The organism is Pseudomonas sp. MWU347, from assembly GCF_017947305.1.
In the GTDB taxonomy this organism is placed as follows: Bacteria; Pseudomonadota; Gammaproteobacteria; order Pseudomonadales; family Pseudomonadaceae; genus Aquipseudomonas; species Aquipseudomonas putida_A.
In genome coordinates, this window is record NZ_JAFGZB010000010.1 from 136,726 (window position 1) to 152,361 (window position 15,636).

Here is a 15,636-nt window from a genome sequence, read left to right on the forward strand (position 1 = left end):
GCTCGCGAAGGGGCCGGCACTGCCAATGAATTCCTGGGATCAATCCAGTTCGCTCAGCCGCCCCTCGATAAACCGCCGCTCCGGCTCTTGCCGGGTCAGTTCCAGTGCTCGCAAGTACGCCGCCCGCGCCTGCTCCACCCGGCCCAACTGCCGACAAAACTCCGCCCGCGCCGAATGCGCCAGGTGGTAATCCTGCAACTCGCCGCGATCCAGAATTCCCTCGATCAGCGTCAGCCCGGCCAGCGCCCCATCGCGCTTGGCCACTGCCACCGCGCGGTTCAACTCGATCACCGGCGACGGCACCGCCCGCAACAGCACGTCATACAGCCCGACGATCTGCTGCCAATCGGTTTCTGCCGCTGACGGCGCTTCGGCATGCACCGCGGCGATCGCCGCTTGCAGGCAATACGGCCCGAACCTTCGGTTGGTCAGCGCCCGCTCCACCAGCGCACAACCTTCAGCAATCAACCCGGCATCCCAGCGCGAGCGATCCTGGTCGTCCAGCAGCACCAGTTCACCACTGGGCGAAGTGCGCGCCGGCCGCCGCGACTCATGCAACAACATCAACGCCAGCAGGCCCATGACCTCCGGTTCCGGCAGCAACTCCATCAGCAACCGCCCAAGCCGAATCGCCTCGCGGGTCAGATCCTCACGGGTCAGCTCGGCGCCCATCGATGCCGAATAGCCTTCGTTGAACACCAGATAAATCACCCGCAACACGCTGTCGAGGCGCTCGGGCAGTTCGCTCAGGCTGGGGACTTGATAAGGGATTTTTGCATCGCGAATCTTCGCCTTGGCACGGACGATGCGCTGGGCAATCGCCGCCGGTGCCGAGAGAAACGCGCGGGCGATTTCCTCGGTGGTCAGGTCGCAGACTTCACGCAGGGTCAGCGGCACCTGCGCATCCGCCGCCAGCGCCGGGTGACAGCAGGTGAAGATCAGCCGCAGGCGGTCGTCTTCCACGTCTTCGCCACTCCAGTCGGCCTGTTCCAATTCTTCGAGCTGCGCCAGCAACAGCGGCTGCGAGGCCTTGAAGCGGGCGCGGCGGCGCAATACATCGATGGCCTTGAAACGCCCGGTGGACACCAGCCAGGTGCGCGGATTGTCCGGCACACCGTCGCGCTGCCAGCGCTCGACCGCGACGAAGAACGCCTCGTGCAAGGCTTCTTCGGCGAGGTCGAAATCCCCGAGCAGGCGAATCAGGGTCGCCAGAATCCGCCGCGAGTCTTCGCGATAGACCTGCTCGACCCGCGCCCGGACTTCAGACATTCAACTGCCGCACCGGACGCACTTCAACGCTGCCGACCCGGGCCGCCGGAATATTGCCGGCGACCTGAATCGCTTCGTTGAGATCCTTGGCATCGATCAGGTAGAAACCGGCCAGTTGCTCCTTGGTTTCAGCGAACGGGCCATCGGTGATCGACAGCTTGCCGTTGCGCATCCGGACGGTGGTTGCGGTCTGCACCGACTCCAGCGCTTCGGCCGCGACCATCCGCCCGCTGCCCTGAATCGACTCGGCGTAGGCCCAGCACTCGGCGTCTTCCGGGCTGTCGGGCGAGTTGTGCAGCAGGCGCTCATCGCTGTAGACCAGGCATAAATACTTCATGGTTTTCTCCTGATTCGAACGGATCAACTATGGCTGAAGATCAGGGTTGCACATCGAACAGCGTGCTGCCGCTCATCGGATCGAACGGTGCCGACCAGTGCTCGTGAGCGATCTTCCACGTCCCGCCGACCTGCCGATAGCACGCGGTGGCGCGCATCCAGCAGCTCTGGGTTTCGCCCTTGTCGTTGGTGCCGCCGCAATGCGTTACCCAATGGGCGAAGGCGAGGTTGTCGGCGGTCTCGATGGCGATCTCGTGAAACTCGAAAACGTGCGGGCCGGAACACATTTCCATGCAGGCTTCCCAATGTGCACGGTAGGCCGCTTTGCCCTTGAATTGCAGGGCCTTGATCGCATCGAAGGAGACGATGTCGTCGGTGTACAACGTCATGACCTTGTCGACGTTCTTGGTCATTACCGCGTCGCGGTAGGTGTTGATCAGGGTCTGGATTTCAGTCTGTGCGCTCATGGTGTTCTCCGTGGTTTTTGTGCTGAAGACACCCTTAGTCGTTCGGCCATCGTACGGATCGACAGACGAAACAAAAAATTTCCGCCGAACACAAAATCGCTAGAATCCGAGGCTCATCTTTGTAGGAAAAAGGAAATTCCCGTGTCAGCCCAACTCGTGCCGTACGACAGCCTGAACGCCTTGCAGCGTCAGCAGGTCGAGGCGATTGAAATCCATCCCGAGCAGATCAAATTTTCCGGCGACATTCACGGCGCGTTGCACACGCTGCTGTCCAGACCCGGCCCCGGCGTCAAAGGTTTCGCGCTGCTGGCCGATCAGGTGCCGGTGGCTTTTCTGCTGCTCAAGCGCCCACCGGTGTTGCCGGACTGGGCCGATGAACACAGCGCCACCCTGCACGCCTTGCAGGTCGATCACCGCGCCCAGGGCAAAGGTTACGGCAAGGCTTGCCTGCAAGCGTTGCCCGAGGTGGCGCGTGAAGCATGGCCGGAGATCAAGGGGCTGGAACTGTCGGTGGATGCCGATAACGATGCCGCCATCGCGCTGTACGCCAAACACGGTTTCGTCGACAGCGGCGAAGCGTACAAGGGCCGGATCGGTTACGAGCGGCGTATGGGACTGTTTTTCTAAGTCATCGAGGGATGCACGATGATCGATTCAATCGAAGCACTGGAAGCTATTTACGGCCTGCCCCACGACCGCGCGGTGCGCAAGCAGATCGGTTTTCTCAACGAGGATTATCAGGCGATGGTGCGCCTGTCGCCGCTGGTGATCGTCAGCTCGGTGGGCGCCGACGGTCTCGACAATTCGCCACGCGGTGACAAAGCCGGGTTCGTGCGGATCATTGACCAAAACACCCTGGCCCTGCCGGACCGCCCGGGCAACAACCGCATCGATACCCTGCGCAATGTGCTGCACGATCCACGGGTGTCGCTGCTGTTCATCATTCCGGGGATCGGCGAGACGTTGCGGGTCAATGGCACCGCGACCATCAGCGCCGATCCTGAGCTGCTGGAAAGCTTTGCGGTGAACGGCAAACCGGCGAAAACGGTGTTGCTGGTGACGGTAGAGGCGGCGTTTTTCCACTGCTCGAAAGCCTTTGTGCGCTCTGACGCCTGGAACCCGGAAACCCACCTGCCGCGCTCGGCCCTGCCCTCTGCGGGCGCGTTTCACAAGCGTTTGAACGACGGGCAGTTCGATGCCGAAACTTATGACCGCGAAGCACCGAAAAGAGTAAGCGACACTCTCTACTGACACCTATCAACGAGTCACCACTGCTCCCCTGTGGGAGCGGGCTTGCCCGCGAAGGCGTCGTGTCAGATAAATCATTGGCAACTGACACACCGCCTTCGCGAGCAAGCCCGCTCCCACATTGGGCTTGTAGCGATTTTCAGAGGGTCAGGATCATCTCGTGCCACGCCATCCCGCCGTGATCCGACTCCGACGGCTTGATGTAGGCAAAGCCGAACCCGGCATACAGCGCAATGTGCTTCTCCTTGCACATCAGATGAATCGTCGCCTTGTCCATCCCTCGCATGCGCTCGATGAACTCGGCCATCAGTCGCTTGGCCAGACCCTGGCCCTGATAGTCCGGGTGCACCACCACCGACATGATCACCACGTTCGGCCCTTGCGGGTCGTGACCGATCAGCTCCTTGAACGCCTCGTCGGACATTTGCACATCAAACGCCGCGCCCGAGTTGATGAACCCGGCGACTACGCCGTCTACTTCGGCGACGATGAAACCCTCAGGCCAGGTGGCGATGCGCGTGGCGATCTTCTCGCGAGTGGCGGCTTCATCGCCTTCGTAGGCAACGGTTTCGATGGCGTAGCAGCGATCCAGGTCGGCGGCGGTGACGTTGCGGATGACGGTGTTCATGGCAGCTCGAAAATCAGCGGAGAAAAGTGCGCAAAGCATAAAGGAATAAGGTGTTCATATCGATCCGCGCGGGGGGCGTAAAGCCTGCGTATAAGCGCTTTTCTTCGTGCCGCTGACGGGCTATTCCTGCGCTGTGTCTCTGATCACCCTTGGGAGAAACCGCTTATGAGCAGCGTTGAAATCGGCTTGTTGATGGTGTTGGGCATCAGTACGTTCGGCTTTATCACCCTGGGCATCGACCTGTTGCGGGCGCGACGGCTGGGCAAGGGCAAGCGCGGTTGAACAACATGAGGCGGATCAGTGATCCGCCTCATCGTCATGGACTCAGGTTTTGCTGTCGACCGGCACGCAGATTTCCAGTTTGCCGGTGTGCAGTCGCGGATTGAAATCGGCGCTGTAGCGTTCCAGTTCCGGGGCATTCAGTTCCACGTAGTGAGAGGTCGGCAGCCAGGTCTTGTAGATGTATTGCAGGGTTTGCGGCAACTGGTCGAGCGGTCCCTTGTGCTCGAACACCGCGTACTGCCGGGGCAGCACTTCGACCCACTGGTAGACCTTCTGGTCGAGGTCATCGAGCTTGCTGATTTCTACCCCGGCGATGTAATCGAAGCCACCCTTGCCGTCGAAATTGCTGCAGACGCCGTAGGTCACTTCGTTTTTTTGTCCCTGTATCTTTCCCAGGTGCGGCAAGAACTTTTCCCACAGCGCGGGGATGTCCTTGGCCGTGTCCTGGGTAAATCGACCACGAAATCCCGCGATCAGCAGGAAGTGTCCATGTTCGAAGCGAGGTTCCGCCACTTCGACGCGTTTTTGCTCATCCATGACTCGACTCCTGGAACAAAATTAGGGGTTCGGCTGCTGAGTATAGAAGCCAAACCCGATTCGCAATGTCACAAGGCGTGCAACTGGTCGGCAGCGCCGGAGCCAACGAACTCGTTATAACCGGATACGATCACGTAAACCGCGAAATAGCAGAAGATCGCCGCCGATGCCATGTAGGAGTAGCGCAACAGCTTGTCGCCGAGCAACTTGCCGCCGTGGCTTGCGGCAAAGCACAGACCGGCCGACCACAGCAGGCCGGCGCAGAGAAAACCGCCGAGAAACAGCGCCGAGCTGAGCGGGCCGCCGCCACCGGAGCGGGCGATCAGGGTGCCGCCAACCGCGGCGAACCACAGGATCGCGCTGGGCGAGGACATGGCGAGGAAGATCCCTCGGAAGAACTCCTTGCGATGCGAGTTCTGCCCGACCTCCGCGGTCGCTGCCAACTGCGCTTCGTGATGGATCGCTGAATAGATCATCTTCGCCGCGAAGTAGATCAGCAGCACCGACCCGCCGATCCACAGCACCCAGCGCACGCTTTCGTACTGCAGCAGCACGGTCATCCCGGCCAGCGCCAGCACTGCGTAGATCAGGTCGCCGACGCAAGTGCCGAGGCCCAGCGCGAAGCCCTGAAAGTAACCGCGCTGCATCGCCAGGGTGATCATTGCGATGTTGGCTACGCCGATGTCCAGGCACAGCGAAAGGCTCAGCAAGAAGCCGCTGGTGAATTCCATTAAGCATTTCCTTGGAAAAAATTATTGTCGTGCACGCTGGACAGTCTGCCACCGCTGCCCTTATCTTCCGCCACAGGTCACCGCAGTGACCAGCGTCGCTCGGACGGTTCCGGGCGCTTACGTTATCCGAGGCAACAATGGCTGAACAAGGTTCGCCGCGCCGCTTTGCGCGCATAGATCGACTCCCCCCTTACGTTTTCAACATCACCGCCGAGCTGAAGATGGCCGCGCGGCGTCGTGGTGAAGACATCATCGACTTGAGCATGGGCAACCCCGACGGGGCCACACCGCCGCACATCGTCGAAAAACTGGTGCAGGTTGCACAGCGCGAAGACACCCACGGTTACTCCACCTCCAAGGGCATTCCGCGCCTGCGTCGGGCGATTTCCAACTGGTACAAGCAACGCTACGCGGTCGACATCGACCCGGAAAGCGAAGCCATCGTCACCATCGGTTCCAAGGAAGGCCTGGCGCATTTGATGCTGGCGACCCTGGATCAGGGCGACACGGTGCTGGTGCCGAACCCGAGCTACCCGATTCACATCTACGGCGCAGTGATTGCCGGCGCCCAGGTGCGTTCGGTACCGCTGGTGCCGGGTGTGGACTTCTTCGATGAACTGGAGCGGGCGATTCGCGGTTCGATCCCCAAGCCGAAGATGATGATCCTCGGTTTCCCGTCCAACCCCACCGCGCAGTGCGTGGAGCTGGATTTCTTCGAACGGGTGATCGCCCTCGCCAAGCAGTACGACGTGCTGGTGATTCACGACCTGGCGTACGCCGATATCGTCTACGACGGCTGGAAAGCCCCGTCGATCATGCAGGTGCCGGGCGCCAAGGACATCGCGGTGGAGTTTTTCACCCTGTCCAAGAGCTACAACATGGCCGGCTGGCGCATCGGTTTCATGGTTGGCAACCCGGAACTGGTCAACGCCCTGGCGCGGATCAAGAGCTACCACGACTACGGCACCTTCACTCCGCTGCAAGTGGCGGCGATTGCCGCGCTCGAAGGCGATCAGCAATGCGTGCGCGACATCGCCGAGCAGTATCGCCAGCGCCGCAACGTGCTGGTCAAAGGCCTGCATGAGCTGGGCTGGATGGTCGAGAATCCGAAGGCGTCGATGTACGTCTGGGCGAAGATTCCCGAGGCGTATGCGCATCTGGGTTCGCTGGAGTTTGCCAAGAAGCTGCTGGCCGAGGCCAAGGTCTGCGTCTCGCCGGGGGTGGGTTTTGGTGAGTATGGCGATGATCACGTGCGCTTCGCGCTGATCGAGAACCAGGATCGGATTCGTCAGGCGGTGCGCGGGATTCGCGGGATGTTCCGGGCGGATGGCCTGGCCCCGAAAACCACTGCCTGACACCTATCCTCCTGTGGGAGCGGGCTTGCTCGCGAAGGCGTCGTGTCAGTCAACATTTTCAGCGACTGATACACCGCTTTCGCGAGCAAGCCCGCTCCCACAGGGGTAATGCATTCAGCCTGATATCGTCGGGCACAAAAAAACCGCATCGCTGCGGTTTTTTTGTGTCTGTGTGATCGCTTACACGAACAGCGACAACAGCAGGATAAAGCCCAGGCCCACCACCGACAGGATGGTTTCCATCGCGGTCCAGGTCTTGAAGGTTTCGGCCACGGTCATGTTGAAGTACTGCTTCACCAGCCAGAAACCGGCGTCGTTCACGTGGGACAGGATCAACGAACCGGCACCGGTGGCCAGCACCAGCAGCTCACGGTTGACGCCCGGGATCATCCCCACCACCGGCACCACGATGCCGGCGCCCGTGATGGTCGCCACGGTGGCCGAACCGGTGGCGATACGAATCACCGCCGCCACCAGCCACGCCAGCAGGATCGGCGAGATCTGCGCGCTGACTGCCATGTGGCCGATCACGTCGCCCACACCACTGGTCACCAGCATCTGCTTGAAGCCACCACCGGCACCGATGATCAGGATGATCGCGGCGGTCGGCGCCAGGCTCGCGTCCAGCCACTTGAGCATCTGCTGCGAACCGATGCCCTGCTTGTGACCGAAGGTGTACAGCGACAGCAGCAAGGCCAGCAGCAGTGCCGAGATCGGGTGACCGATCATGTCCATCCAGGTGCGGAAGAAGTGACCGTCCGGCAGCGCCACGTCAGCGAAGGTTTTCAGCAGCATCAGGAACACCGGCAGCAGCACGGTGATCAGGGTGATGCTGAAGCTCGGCAACTTGGTTGAGTCGTCGCTTTCACGGGCCAGTTGATCGACCAGCTCCTGATTCGGCGTGCCGGGAATGTGCTTGGCGATGAAGGTACCGAAGATCGGACCGGCGATGATTGCGGTCGGCAGCGCAACGATCAGACCGTAGAGGATGGTCTTGCCGATGTCGGCGCCGAACACCCCGATCGCCAGCAGCGGGCCCGGGTGCGGCGGCACCAGACCGTGTACGGCGGACAGGCCGGCGAGCAGCGGGATACCGATCTTGATGATCGACACACCGGTGCGGCGGGCAACGATGAACACCAGCGGAATCAGCAGCACGAAGCCGATTTCAAAGAACAGCGGAATACCGACGAGGAACGCGGCGAACATCATTGCCCACTGCACTTTGTCCTTGCCGAAGGCGCGAATCAGGGTCTGCGCGATCTGATCGGCACCACCGGATTCGGCCATCATTTTGCCGAGCATGGTGCCCAGCGCGAGGATGATGCCGACGAAACCGAGCACGCCACCGAAGCCGTCCTGGAACGCCTTGATGATGGTGCCGATCGGCATGCCGGACGTCAGGCCGAGGAACGCGGCCGCGATGGTCAGCGAGATAAAGGGGTGAATCTTGAATTTGGTGATCAGGATAATCAGGCCGATTACCGTGACCACTGCATCGAGCAGCAGGTAGGCGTCGTGGGACATGCCAAACATTGGGGGTGTCTCCTGGCTTGTTGTTGTTATTAAAGCGGGTTAAACAGAATTCGTGAGGACAGCGCTAGCTCTTTCAACACACTCATACCGCCTGTTTCAGACCATGGGCCTGCCACCAGACGTGCGCCTGGGCCGCCAGTTCTTCAACGCTGTGGATCGAAGCATTCAGTGCCAGGGTCAACGGCTCGCCGACTGGTGATTCGAGGGTGGCGAACTGGCTTTCGATCAACGTTGCCGGCATAAAGTGGCCCGGACGATGCGATACGCGGTCGGCGGCCACTTCCGGGGTCAGCTCAAGAAACACGAAGCCCAGGCCCGGCAAGGCACTGCGCAGCACTTCGCGATAACTGTGTTTAAGGGCCGAGCAGGTCAGCACCGGGCGTTTACCCGATGCATCGACCCGACGCAGTTCATCGCACAGGCTGTCGAGCCAGCCGGCACGGTCGTCGTCGTTCAGGGGGATCCCCGCGCTCATCTTTTCGATGTTGGCGGCCGGATGAAAAGTATCGCCTTCAATGGCAGTGGCGCCGCTCAATTGGCACAGGGCCTCGCTGACGCACGTCTTGCCGCAACCGGCAACGCCCATGATGACCAGGGCGGTGATGGGATGACTCATATAACACCTCAGCGCGCAGACAGCGCTACCTTTGCTAGCTATGACTCTAGTGCACAGGCAGAAGTTGCCGACGCCTTCTTGTCGTTTTTTTGGGTTGCAGCAGGTTTGCGCCCCAACGCCAAAAAGCGAGATCAGGCAGGACCTCGCTTACGCATTTGCAGCTGCATCAGGACAGCGCTACCTTAGTGCCTTGATTTTTGTTTGGCAAGCCGCCCGATGACCACCCCTAAAAACGATAAAAACACTCGCACCACCGGCCGTCCCACCCTTAATGAAGTTGCCCGCCTCGCCGGCGTGAGCCCGATTACCGCCTCCCGCGCCTTGCGCGGGGTCAGCACGGTCGCCACGGAACTGGTGGAAAAAGTGCAGAAAGCCGCCAGTGAACTCAACTACGTGGTCAACCCTGCCGCCCGCGCATTGGCCTCGGCGCAGAGCCATTCAGTGGTGGTGCTGGTGCCATCGCTGTCCAACCTGTTGTTCATCGATACGCTGGAAGCCATTCATCGGGTACTCACGCCCAAGGGCTTCGAAGTACTGATCGGCAACTTCCACTACTCACGCGATGAAGAAGAAAACCTGCTGCGCAACTACATGGCTTATCAGCCGCGTGGTTTGCTGCTGACCGGGTTTGATCGCACGGAAAGTTCGCGGCGGATGATCGAGGCCAGCAATATTCCCTGCGTGTACATGATGGAACTGGACAGCGCCGCCGGCGTGAATTGTGTGGGTTTCTCGCAGCTCAGCGCCGGCGAAACCGCGGCCGAACATTTGCTCTCGCGCGGTCGCAAGCGTCTGGCCTACATCGGTGCGCAACTCGATCAGCGCACCTTGTTGCGCGGTGAAGGTTTCCGCAAAGCCCTGCAGAAGGCCGGGCGCTACGACCCGGATCTGGAAGTGCTGACCCCGCGCTCCTCGTCCGTGGGCCTGGGCGGTGAACTGTTCCTGCAACTGCTGGCGGCGCATCCGGATGTGGATGCGATCTTCTTCGGCAACGACGACCTGGCGCAGGGTGCGCTGCTGGAGGCGCTGCGCAACGGGATCAAGATCCCCGAGCAGGTGGCGATTCTCGGCTTCAACGACTTGCCGATGTCCGAACACATGGTGCCGCGCCTGAGCAGCATCAACACCCCACGCGAGGCGATCGGCCGGCGTGCGGCGGAGCAAATGTTGACGTTGATGGCGGGCAACAGCGTGACGCGACCGGTTGAGGATATGGGTTTTGAACTAAAGATTCGCGAGAGTACCTGATCCTTCCCAAATGCTGAGTTGAAACACACCCCCTGTAGGAGTGAGCCTGCTCGCGATAGCGGTGTGTCATTCAACACATGCATCGCCTGACACAACGCTATCGCGAGCAGGCTCACTCCTACAGGGGGTTTGTGTTGGGTTCAGTGGCTGAACAGTTCGACGAGCGCTAACGCGCCCTTTTGCAGCGGCTGGCTCTTGAGCCACACCGCGTGCACCGGCAGTACCAGGCCGTTTTCGATGTTGCGAAAATTCAGTCGCTTCAAGCGCCCGCTGTCCAGCCACGGCTGCACCACCGACAACGGGAAATTGCCCCAGCCCAGCCCTGCCTCGACCATCTCCAGCGCAGTCTCCAGGGTGTCGGTGCGCCAATGCGATTCGGCCACCAGCGGTCGGGTTTCGCTGATCGGCAAGTCGCGACTGGCGACGAAGATCTGCCGCACATGCACCAGGTCTTCGAGAAACAGATCCTGCCCCTGCAACAACGGACTGTCCGCCGCGAGCGTGGCGATCATCCGTTCGCTGCCGACAAACTGAAAACGCTCCAGCACGTTCATGCTCAACCCGGCGAACGCCAGACACACGCTGACGCGGCCACTGTGCAGCATCGCCAGCACATCGTCCTGCGGCGCGGTCAGCACTTCGATGTCGAGCAGTGGATGGCGCTCGGCAATCACCTTGATCGCGGCGAGCAAGCGGCGCCGGTCAATGTCCGCGACCACGCCAATCGACAGCTTGCTCTCCAGCCCCAGGGACAACTCCACCGCGTGCACCTGCAGTTGCTTAAGCTGCTCGGCAATCAGCCGCGCGTGGGGCACCAGTGACAGCGCCATCGCTGTCGGCTGCGGTTCGCGGTGGCTGCGATCGAACAAGGCATAGCCAAGCTCCGCCTCAAGGTTGCCGATGCCCATGCTGACCGCGGAAGGTACCCGGCCCAAAGCGCGGGCGGCTGCAGAGAAGGAGCCGCGCTCAATCACGGCGAGGAACAATTCGATGCTGTCGCTGTTGAAATTCAAACCACCACCTATCACCAAAACTGAAAGCTACTGACTTTTTCTGTCACGCCTATTGAAGCTATCTTTTGCCGTCTCCGCCAGTCTCGCTGGCCAACACGTTGCAAGAAAGAGGCAAATCCCCATGCAAGGCGTCAAACGCAAACTGGTCTACGTGTCGCTTTATGAAGTGATCGGCATGACCTTCTCCGCCCTCGGCCTGGCGCTGTTGTCCGGCACGTCGCCCGGCAGCACCGGCCCGCTGGCGGTGATCATCACCACCATCGCGGTGACCTGGAATTTCATCTACACCTCGCTGTTCGAGCACTGGGAAAGCCGCCAGCAGTCGCGCACCCGCACGGTCAAACGGCGCATCGCTCATGCAGTGGGTTTTCAACTGACGCTGATCGTGTTCCTTATTCCGCTGATCGCCTGGTGGATGAACATCAGTCTGGTGCAGGCGTTCCTGCTGGATCTGGCACTGATCATCTTCATCCCGTGCTACACGTTTGCCTTCAACTGGCTGTTCGATCGCCTCTTCGGCTTGCCGGCCTCGGCGCTGCCCGATTCGACTGCTGCGGCATAAATCGTTAATTGGTAAGCAGTTATTGCAAGAAATCGGCGGTTCTCCGGGGCTAACCGCCGAAATTCACAATCCGTGAACTCCGATAGCAGGCTAAGCTTTTCCATCAATAAAAAATGGATCCGCAGATGACTGCTCATGCCCCCGCCGCCGCGCAAAGCGACGGCATCGACCCGATACGCGCCGCCGAGATTTCCGCCCGCATCGACCGCCTGCCCGCCGTCGCCACCATCTGGCGACTGGTGGCGCTGTTGTCAATTGGCGGTTTCTTCGAACTCTACGATTTGTTCCAGACCGCCTACATCAGTCCGGGGCTGATCCGTGACGGGATATTCGCCACCGGCAATCAGGGCGTGTTCGGCTTCTCCGATCAGGCAGCGTTCGCGTCGGCGACCTTCCTCGGCCTGTTCCTCGGCGCGAGCCTGCTCAGCCCGTTGGCCGATCGATTCGGCCGTCGCGCGATCTTCACCTTTGCGCTGGTCTGGTACACCGTGGCCACGGTGCTGATGGGCATTCAAAGCTCGGCGCTGGGGATCATCTGCATGCGCTTTCTGGTGGGCATCGGCCTCGGTATCGAGCTGGTGACCATCGACGCCTACCTCTCGGAACTGGTGCCCAAACGCATGCGCAGTTCAGCGTTCGCCTTCGCCTTTTTTGTGCAGTTTCTCGCGGTGCCGGCGGTGGCGTTGATGTCGTGGTGGCTGGTGCCGCAGGCGCCGTTCGGCGTGTCGGGCTGGCGCTGGGTGGTGCTGGCGAGTGCGGTGTTTGCACTGTTCATCTGGTGGCTGCGCAAGCGTCTGCCGGAGTCACCGCGCTGGCTGGCGCAGCATGGGCGGTTCGATGAAGCGAACAGGATTCTCGACGACATCGAAGCCCGCTGCGAAAAGGATCACCGCCAACCGCTGGATGCTCCAGAAACGGTGCCCGTCGATGTCGAGGGCAAGGGCCGCTTCGCCGATATCTGGCAGCCGCCGTATCGGCGTCGCGCGTTGATGCTGATCGTGTTTCACGTGTTCCAGGCGATCGGCTTCTTCGGTTTCGGCAACTGGCTGCCAGCGCTGCTGTCCGGCCAGGGCGTGAGCGTCACCCACAGCCTGATGTACGCGTTCATCATTACCCTCGCCTACCCGCTCGGGCCGTTGCTGTTCGTCAAGTTCGCCAACCGTTTCGAGAACAAGTGGCAGATCGTCGGCTCGGCGCTGGGCGCGATGACCTTCGGCACTTTGTTCGCGTTGCAGACCGGCGCCTTCGGCCTGATCTTTTGCGGGGTGATGATCACCTTCTGCAACGCCTGGCTGAGCTTCAGTTATCACTCGTACCAGAGCGAACTGTTCCCAACCAACATCCGCGCCCGGGCGGTGGGTTTCTGTTATTCGTTCAGTCGCTTGTCGACGGTGTTCAGCAGCCTGTTGATCGGGCTGTTCCTCGACAACTTCGGCACGCCCGGGGTGCTCGCGTTCATCGTCAGCAGCATGCTGATCGTGATGCTGACCATCGGCTGGTTCGGCCCGCGCACGCGCAATCTGGCGCTGGAAAACATTGCCCACCGCTGAGGCTACACGGTCATCCTCTGCCGCCCGACGGCAAGGGATGACCGCTTTGTTGCACATGCAAGATCACTAGCACGTTGAAACAAAAGAACTTTCTTTAAAGGCACGCTAATTGCTCGGATATGCCCGTCAGCAATTATCCAAAGGTCTCCATCATGATGTTGGTCAGTGCCAAACAGCAGCAGCTCATCCACCTGCCCAAGCGGCTGGCGGATGACGCGACCACGACCGCCGCTGCCGGTCTGCAAAGCGGCCTGCACGGCGCCATGCTGCAATCGCTGCAGAACCAGGCCCAGTCGCAGGCGACCGACGCGACCTCCAAGGTTGAGGATTCGGCCACGCAGATCGCCACCCAGCAAGTGGCCGCCGCCACGCGCATCAGCGATAACGTCGACGAAGCCTTCGCCAAGACCCGTGTCGGCCTGCAAACCACCGACGCCACAGCGGCCGGCACCACCACCGGGACCTCGGCCACCGACGCGTTCAAGGACTACATGAGCAAGTCGCCGGAACAGCGCCTGCGCGACAGTATCCTTCAGAGCATGGGCATCACCGAAGACGACATCAAAGCCATGCCGCCGGAGAAACAACTGGCCATCGGCAAAGAGATCGCCGAGCGTCTGCAGGACAAGATGAAGCTGGCGCAAGCGGAAAAAGACAACGTCAATGACGTCAAGGACAGCGACAAACTGGCGGACAAGTTTCTCGCGGCGCTGTGATCTGAAAGTTGCTTAGGAACCAATGTAGGAGTGAGCCTGCTCGCGATAGCGATACATCAGTTACTTATCCAGTGACTGACGCACCGCAATCGCGAGCAGGCTCACTCCTACCGTTGTTGATGGGTGTCAGTTCAGCTGCAACGTCGCATTGAACTGCCCGATCGCATCCACCACATGCCGCGATCCTTGCTGAATTTCGAGAATCACCTCCCCCGCCTCATTCGCCAGTTCCACACCCAGCCCGGTGCGGCTCAGGCTCGACTGCATGCTCGACACCGCGCTCAGCGACAGGTCATGGTTTTTGCGTACCACTTCGACAATCTCCAGGGTCGCCTGACTGGTGCGTGCCGCGAGACTGCGCACCTCGTCCGCCACCACCGCAAAACCGCGTCCGTGTTCACCGGCTCGCGCCGCTTCGATGGCCGCGTTGAGCGCCAGCAGGTTGGTCTGGTCGGCGATGCCGCGGATGGTCTGGACGATGGTGCCGATGATGTCCGACTGCTTGCTGACCGCATCGATGCTCAGCGCCGCCTCATTTAGGTCGCGGGAAATGTCCTGAATGATCTGCACCGTCTGCTGCACCACCTGTGAGCCCTTTTGCGCGCAGGCGTCGTTTTGTACCGAGGTGCTGTGGGCCGATTCCGCGGCGTTCTGCAAGGTAGTCATCTGCTGGGTGATGTCGCTGGCGAACTTCACCACTTTGTACAAACGGCCCTTGGTGTCGAACAGCGGGTTGTACGAGGCTTCGAGATAAACCATCTGTCCGGACTTGTTCTTGCGCTCGAAACGGTGCGAGTGATATTCGCCGCGATTGAGCGACGCCCAGAACGCTTTGTACTGCGCCGATTCGGATTCGGAACGGTGACAGAACATGCTGTGGTGATGGCCAACGATTTCGTTGAGCGAGTACTGCATGGTTTTCAGAAAGTTGTCGTTGGCGGTAATCACGTTGCCGTCCGGGGTGAACTCGATCACCGCCATCGAACGGCTGATCGCCGCCAGCATGCTTTCTTCTTCGTTCTCTTTGTTGACCCGGGCGGTGATGTCCGAGGCCACTTTGATGACACTTTTGACTTGTTTGTCCGGGCCGTACACCGGCATGTAACTGGCTTCCAGCCAGATCTCCTTGCCGGACTTGTTCAAGCGCAGAAACGTGCCGCTGATCGGCTCACCCCGGGCCAGGTCGCGCCACAATTTAGCGTACTCCTCGCTGCGGTAAAACGCTTCTTCGCAAAAGATACGATGATGTTTGCCGCGCACTTCCTCGGCGCTATAACCCATGGTCTTGCAGAAGTTTTCGTTGGCATCCAGAACAATGCCTTCGGGGGTAAATTCGATCATCGCCATCGAGCGGCTGATCGCTTCGAGCTTGGCGTTGGCTTCGGTCAAGGCGCAGCTGAAACGCTCGATTTCCTGCAGGTCAGCCTTGTGATGTAGGTTGAACATGGTTGTATCACCTTCCGCGCGGTCTTTTGATTTGATGAAAGTCAGGTCTTTCAGCATCCACCACTACGTTCCACAGAACAGGCACACGCATTCCTC

Annotated in this window: 17 protein-coding genes and 1 pseudogene; 8 read left to right on the top strand and 10 right to left on the bottom strand. The window is 60.5% G+C overall.

Annotation, left to right across the window (positions count from 1 at the left end; all coding sequences use genetic code 11):
* Window positions 1-39: 39 nt before the first annotated feature.
* The 3 genes from KCG87_RS21405 to KCG87_RS21415 are packed head-to-tail and all read right to left on the bottom strand — an operon-like array spanning window position 40 to window position 2,072.
* Window positions 40-1,269: an RNA polymerase sigma factor gene (locus tag KCG87_RS21405; protein WP_210558847.1), complete on the bottom strand. Its 1,230-nt coding sequence runs from the start codon at window positions 1,267-1,269 to the stop codon at window positions 40-42.
* The gene (locus tag KCG87_RS21410) at window positions 1,262-1,606 is read right to left on the bottom strand and encodes a YciI family protein (protein WP_134787154.1); all 345 of its coding nucleotides are present in this window, start codon (window positions 1,604-1,606) and stop codon (window positions 1,262-1,264) included. Before KCG87_RS21410 ends, KCG87_RS21405 begins: the two co-directional genes overlap by 8 nt.
* A 40-nt stretch (window positions 1,607-1,646) precedes the next feature.
* Entirely contained in the window at window positions 1,647-2,072 is a 426-nt protein-coding gene (locus tag KCG87_RS21415; RefSeq protein WP_027612596.1) for a nuclear transport factor 2 family protein, read from the bottom strand.
* A 141-nt stretch (window positions 2,073-2,213) separates the two neighbouring features.
* On the opposite strand from KCG87_RS21415, the gene KCG87_RS21420 reads away from it, so the two are divergent.
* Window positions 2,214-2,699, top strand: a complete 486-nt coding sequence (locus KCG87_RS21420; RefSeq protein ID WP_103368946.1) for a GNAT family N-acetyltransferase — start codon at window positions 2,214-2,216, stop codon at window positions 2,697-2,699.
* An 18-nt stretch (window positions 2,700-2,717) separates the two neighbouring features.
* The gene (locus KCG87_RS21425) at window positions 2,718-3,323 is read left to right on the top strand and encodes a pyridoxamine 5'-phosphate oxidase family protein (protein WP_095137084.1); all 606 of its coding nucleotides are present in this window, start codon (window positions 2,718-2,720) and stop codon (window positions 3,321-3,323) included.
* 136 nt (window positions 3,324-3,459) lie between these two features.
* Here KCG87_RS21425 and KCG87_RS21430 read toward each other — a convergent pair whose 3' ends face one another.
* The 3 genes from KCG87_RS21430 to KCG87_RS21440 all read right to left on the bottom strand — a co-directional run bounded on the left by KCG87_RS21430 (window position 3,460) and on the right by KCG87_RS21440 (window position 5,498).
* Complete coding sequence (locus tag KCG87_RS21430; protein WP_098965213.1) at window positions 3,460-3,948, bottom strand: N-acetyltransferase; 489 nt, start codon at window positions 3,946-3,948, stop codon at window positions 3,460-3,462.
* Window positions 3,949-4,272: 324 nt separating this feature from the next.
* A complete protein-coding gene (locus tag KCG87_RS21435) occupies window positions 4,273-4,767 on the bottom strand; it encodes a GyrI-like domain-containing protein (protein WP_134787157.1) in 495 nt (164 codons plus the stop codon).
* Between the two features lie 68 nt (window positions 4,768-4,835).
* Window positions 4,836-5,498, bottom strand: coding sequence for a LysE family transporter (locus tag KCG87_RS21440; protein WP_210558846.1), 663 nt, complete (start codon window positions 5,496-5,498; stop codon window positions 4,836-4,838).
* A gap of 137 nt (window positions 5,499-5,635) precedes the next feature.
* Here KCG87_RS21440 and alaC point away from each other — a divergent pair, with 137 nt between their 5' ends.
* Both alaC and KCG87_RS27515 read left to right on the top strand, forming a co-directional pair.
* Complete coding sequence (gene alaC, locus KCG87_RS21445) at window positions 5,636-6,853, top strand: alanine transaminase (RefSeq protein WP_095137080.1); 1,218 nt, start codon at window positions 5,636-5,638, stop codon at window positions 6,851-6,853.
* Window positions 6,825-6,956 (top strand): annotated as a pseudogene (locus KCG87_RS27515) (metal ABC transporter ATP-binding protein); the annotation flags it as partial. The gene alaC and the pseudogene KCG87_RS27515, both read left to right, overlap by 29 nt.
* Before the next feature lie 77 nt (window positions 6,957-7,033).
* On the opposite strand, the gene KCG87_RS21450 reads toward KCG87_RS27515, so the two are convergent.
* Both KCG87_RS21450 and KCG87_RS21455 read right to left on the bottom strand, forming a co-directional pair.
* Window positions 7,034-8,389, bottom strand: coding sequence for a GntP family permease (locus KCG87_RS21450; RefSeq protein ID WP_097085886.1), 1,356 nt, complete (start codon window positions 8,387-8,389; stop codon window positions 7,034-7,036).
* Between the two features lie 82 nt (window positions 8,390-8,471).
* Window positions 8,472-9,005 carry a gluconokinase gene (locus KCG87_RS21455; protein ID WP_027612589.1) on the bottom strand — a complete coding sequence of 178 codons (534 nt, stop codon included), beginning with the start codon at window positions 9,003-9,005 and terminating at the stop codon, window positions 8,472-8,474.
* 216 nt (window positions 9,006-9,221) lie between these two features.
* On the opposite strand from KCG87_RS21455, the gene KCG87_RS21460 reads away from it, so the two are divergent.
* Window positions 9,222-10,253 carry a LacI family DNA-binding transcriptional regulator gene (locus tag KCG87_RS21460; protein ID WP_210558845.1) on the top strand — a complete coding sequence of 344 codons (1,032 nt, stop codon included), beginning with the start codon at window positions 9,222-9,224 and terminating at the stop codon, window positions 10,251-10,253.
* Between the two features lie 140 nt (window positions 10,254-10,393).
* Here the strand turns inward: KCG87_RS21460 and KCG87_RS21465 are convergent, their stop codons facing one another.
* The gene (locus tag KCG87_RS21465; RefSeq protein ID WP_210558844.1) at window positions 10,394-11,266 is read right to left on the bottom strand and encodes a LysR family transcriptional regulator; all 873 of its coding nucleotides are present in this window, start codon (window positions 11,264-11,266) and stop codon (window positions 10,394-10,396) included.
* A 121-nt stretch (window positions 11,267-11,387) separates the two neighbouring features.
* On the opposite strand from KCG87_RS21465, the gene KCG87_RS21470 reads away from it, so the two are divergent.
* The 3 genes from KCG87_RS21470 to KCG87_RS21480 all read left to right on the top strand — a co-directional run bounded on the left by KCG87_RS21470 (window position 11,388) and on the right by KCG87_RS21480 (window position 14,094).
* Window positions 11,388-11,828, top strand: a complete 441-nt coding sequence (locus tag KCG87_RS21470; protein ID WP_098965220.1) for a PACE efflux transporter — start codon at window positions 11,388-11,390, stop codon at window positions 11,826-11,828.
* A 125-nt stretch (window positions 11,829-11,953) separates the two neighbouring features.
* A complete protein-coding gene (locus tag KCG87_RS21475) occupies window positions 11,954-13,378 on the top strand; it encodes an MFS transporter (protein ID WP_210558843.1) in 1,425 nt (474 codons plus the stop codon).
* A gap of 155 nt (window positions 13,379-13,533) precedes the next feature.
* Window positions 13,534-14,094, top strand: a complete 561-nt coding sequence (locus KCG87_RS21480) for a hypothetical protein (RefSeq protein ID WP_097086278.1) — start codon at window positions 13,534-13,536, stop codon at window positions 14,092-14,094.
* Window positions 14,095-14,220: 126 nt separating this feature from the next.
* Here KCG87_RS21480 and KCG87_RS21485 read toward each other — a convergent pair whose 3' ends face one another.
* Window positions 14,221-15,540: a PAS domain-containing methyl-accepting chemotaxis protein gene (locus KCG87_RS21485; protein WP_134787162.1), complete on the bottom strand. Its 1,320-nt coding sequence runs from the start codon at window positions 15,538-15,540 to the stop codon at window positions 14,221-14,223.
* Window positions 15,541-15,636: the final 96 nt, after the last annotated feature.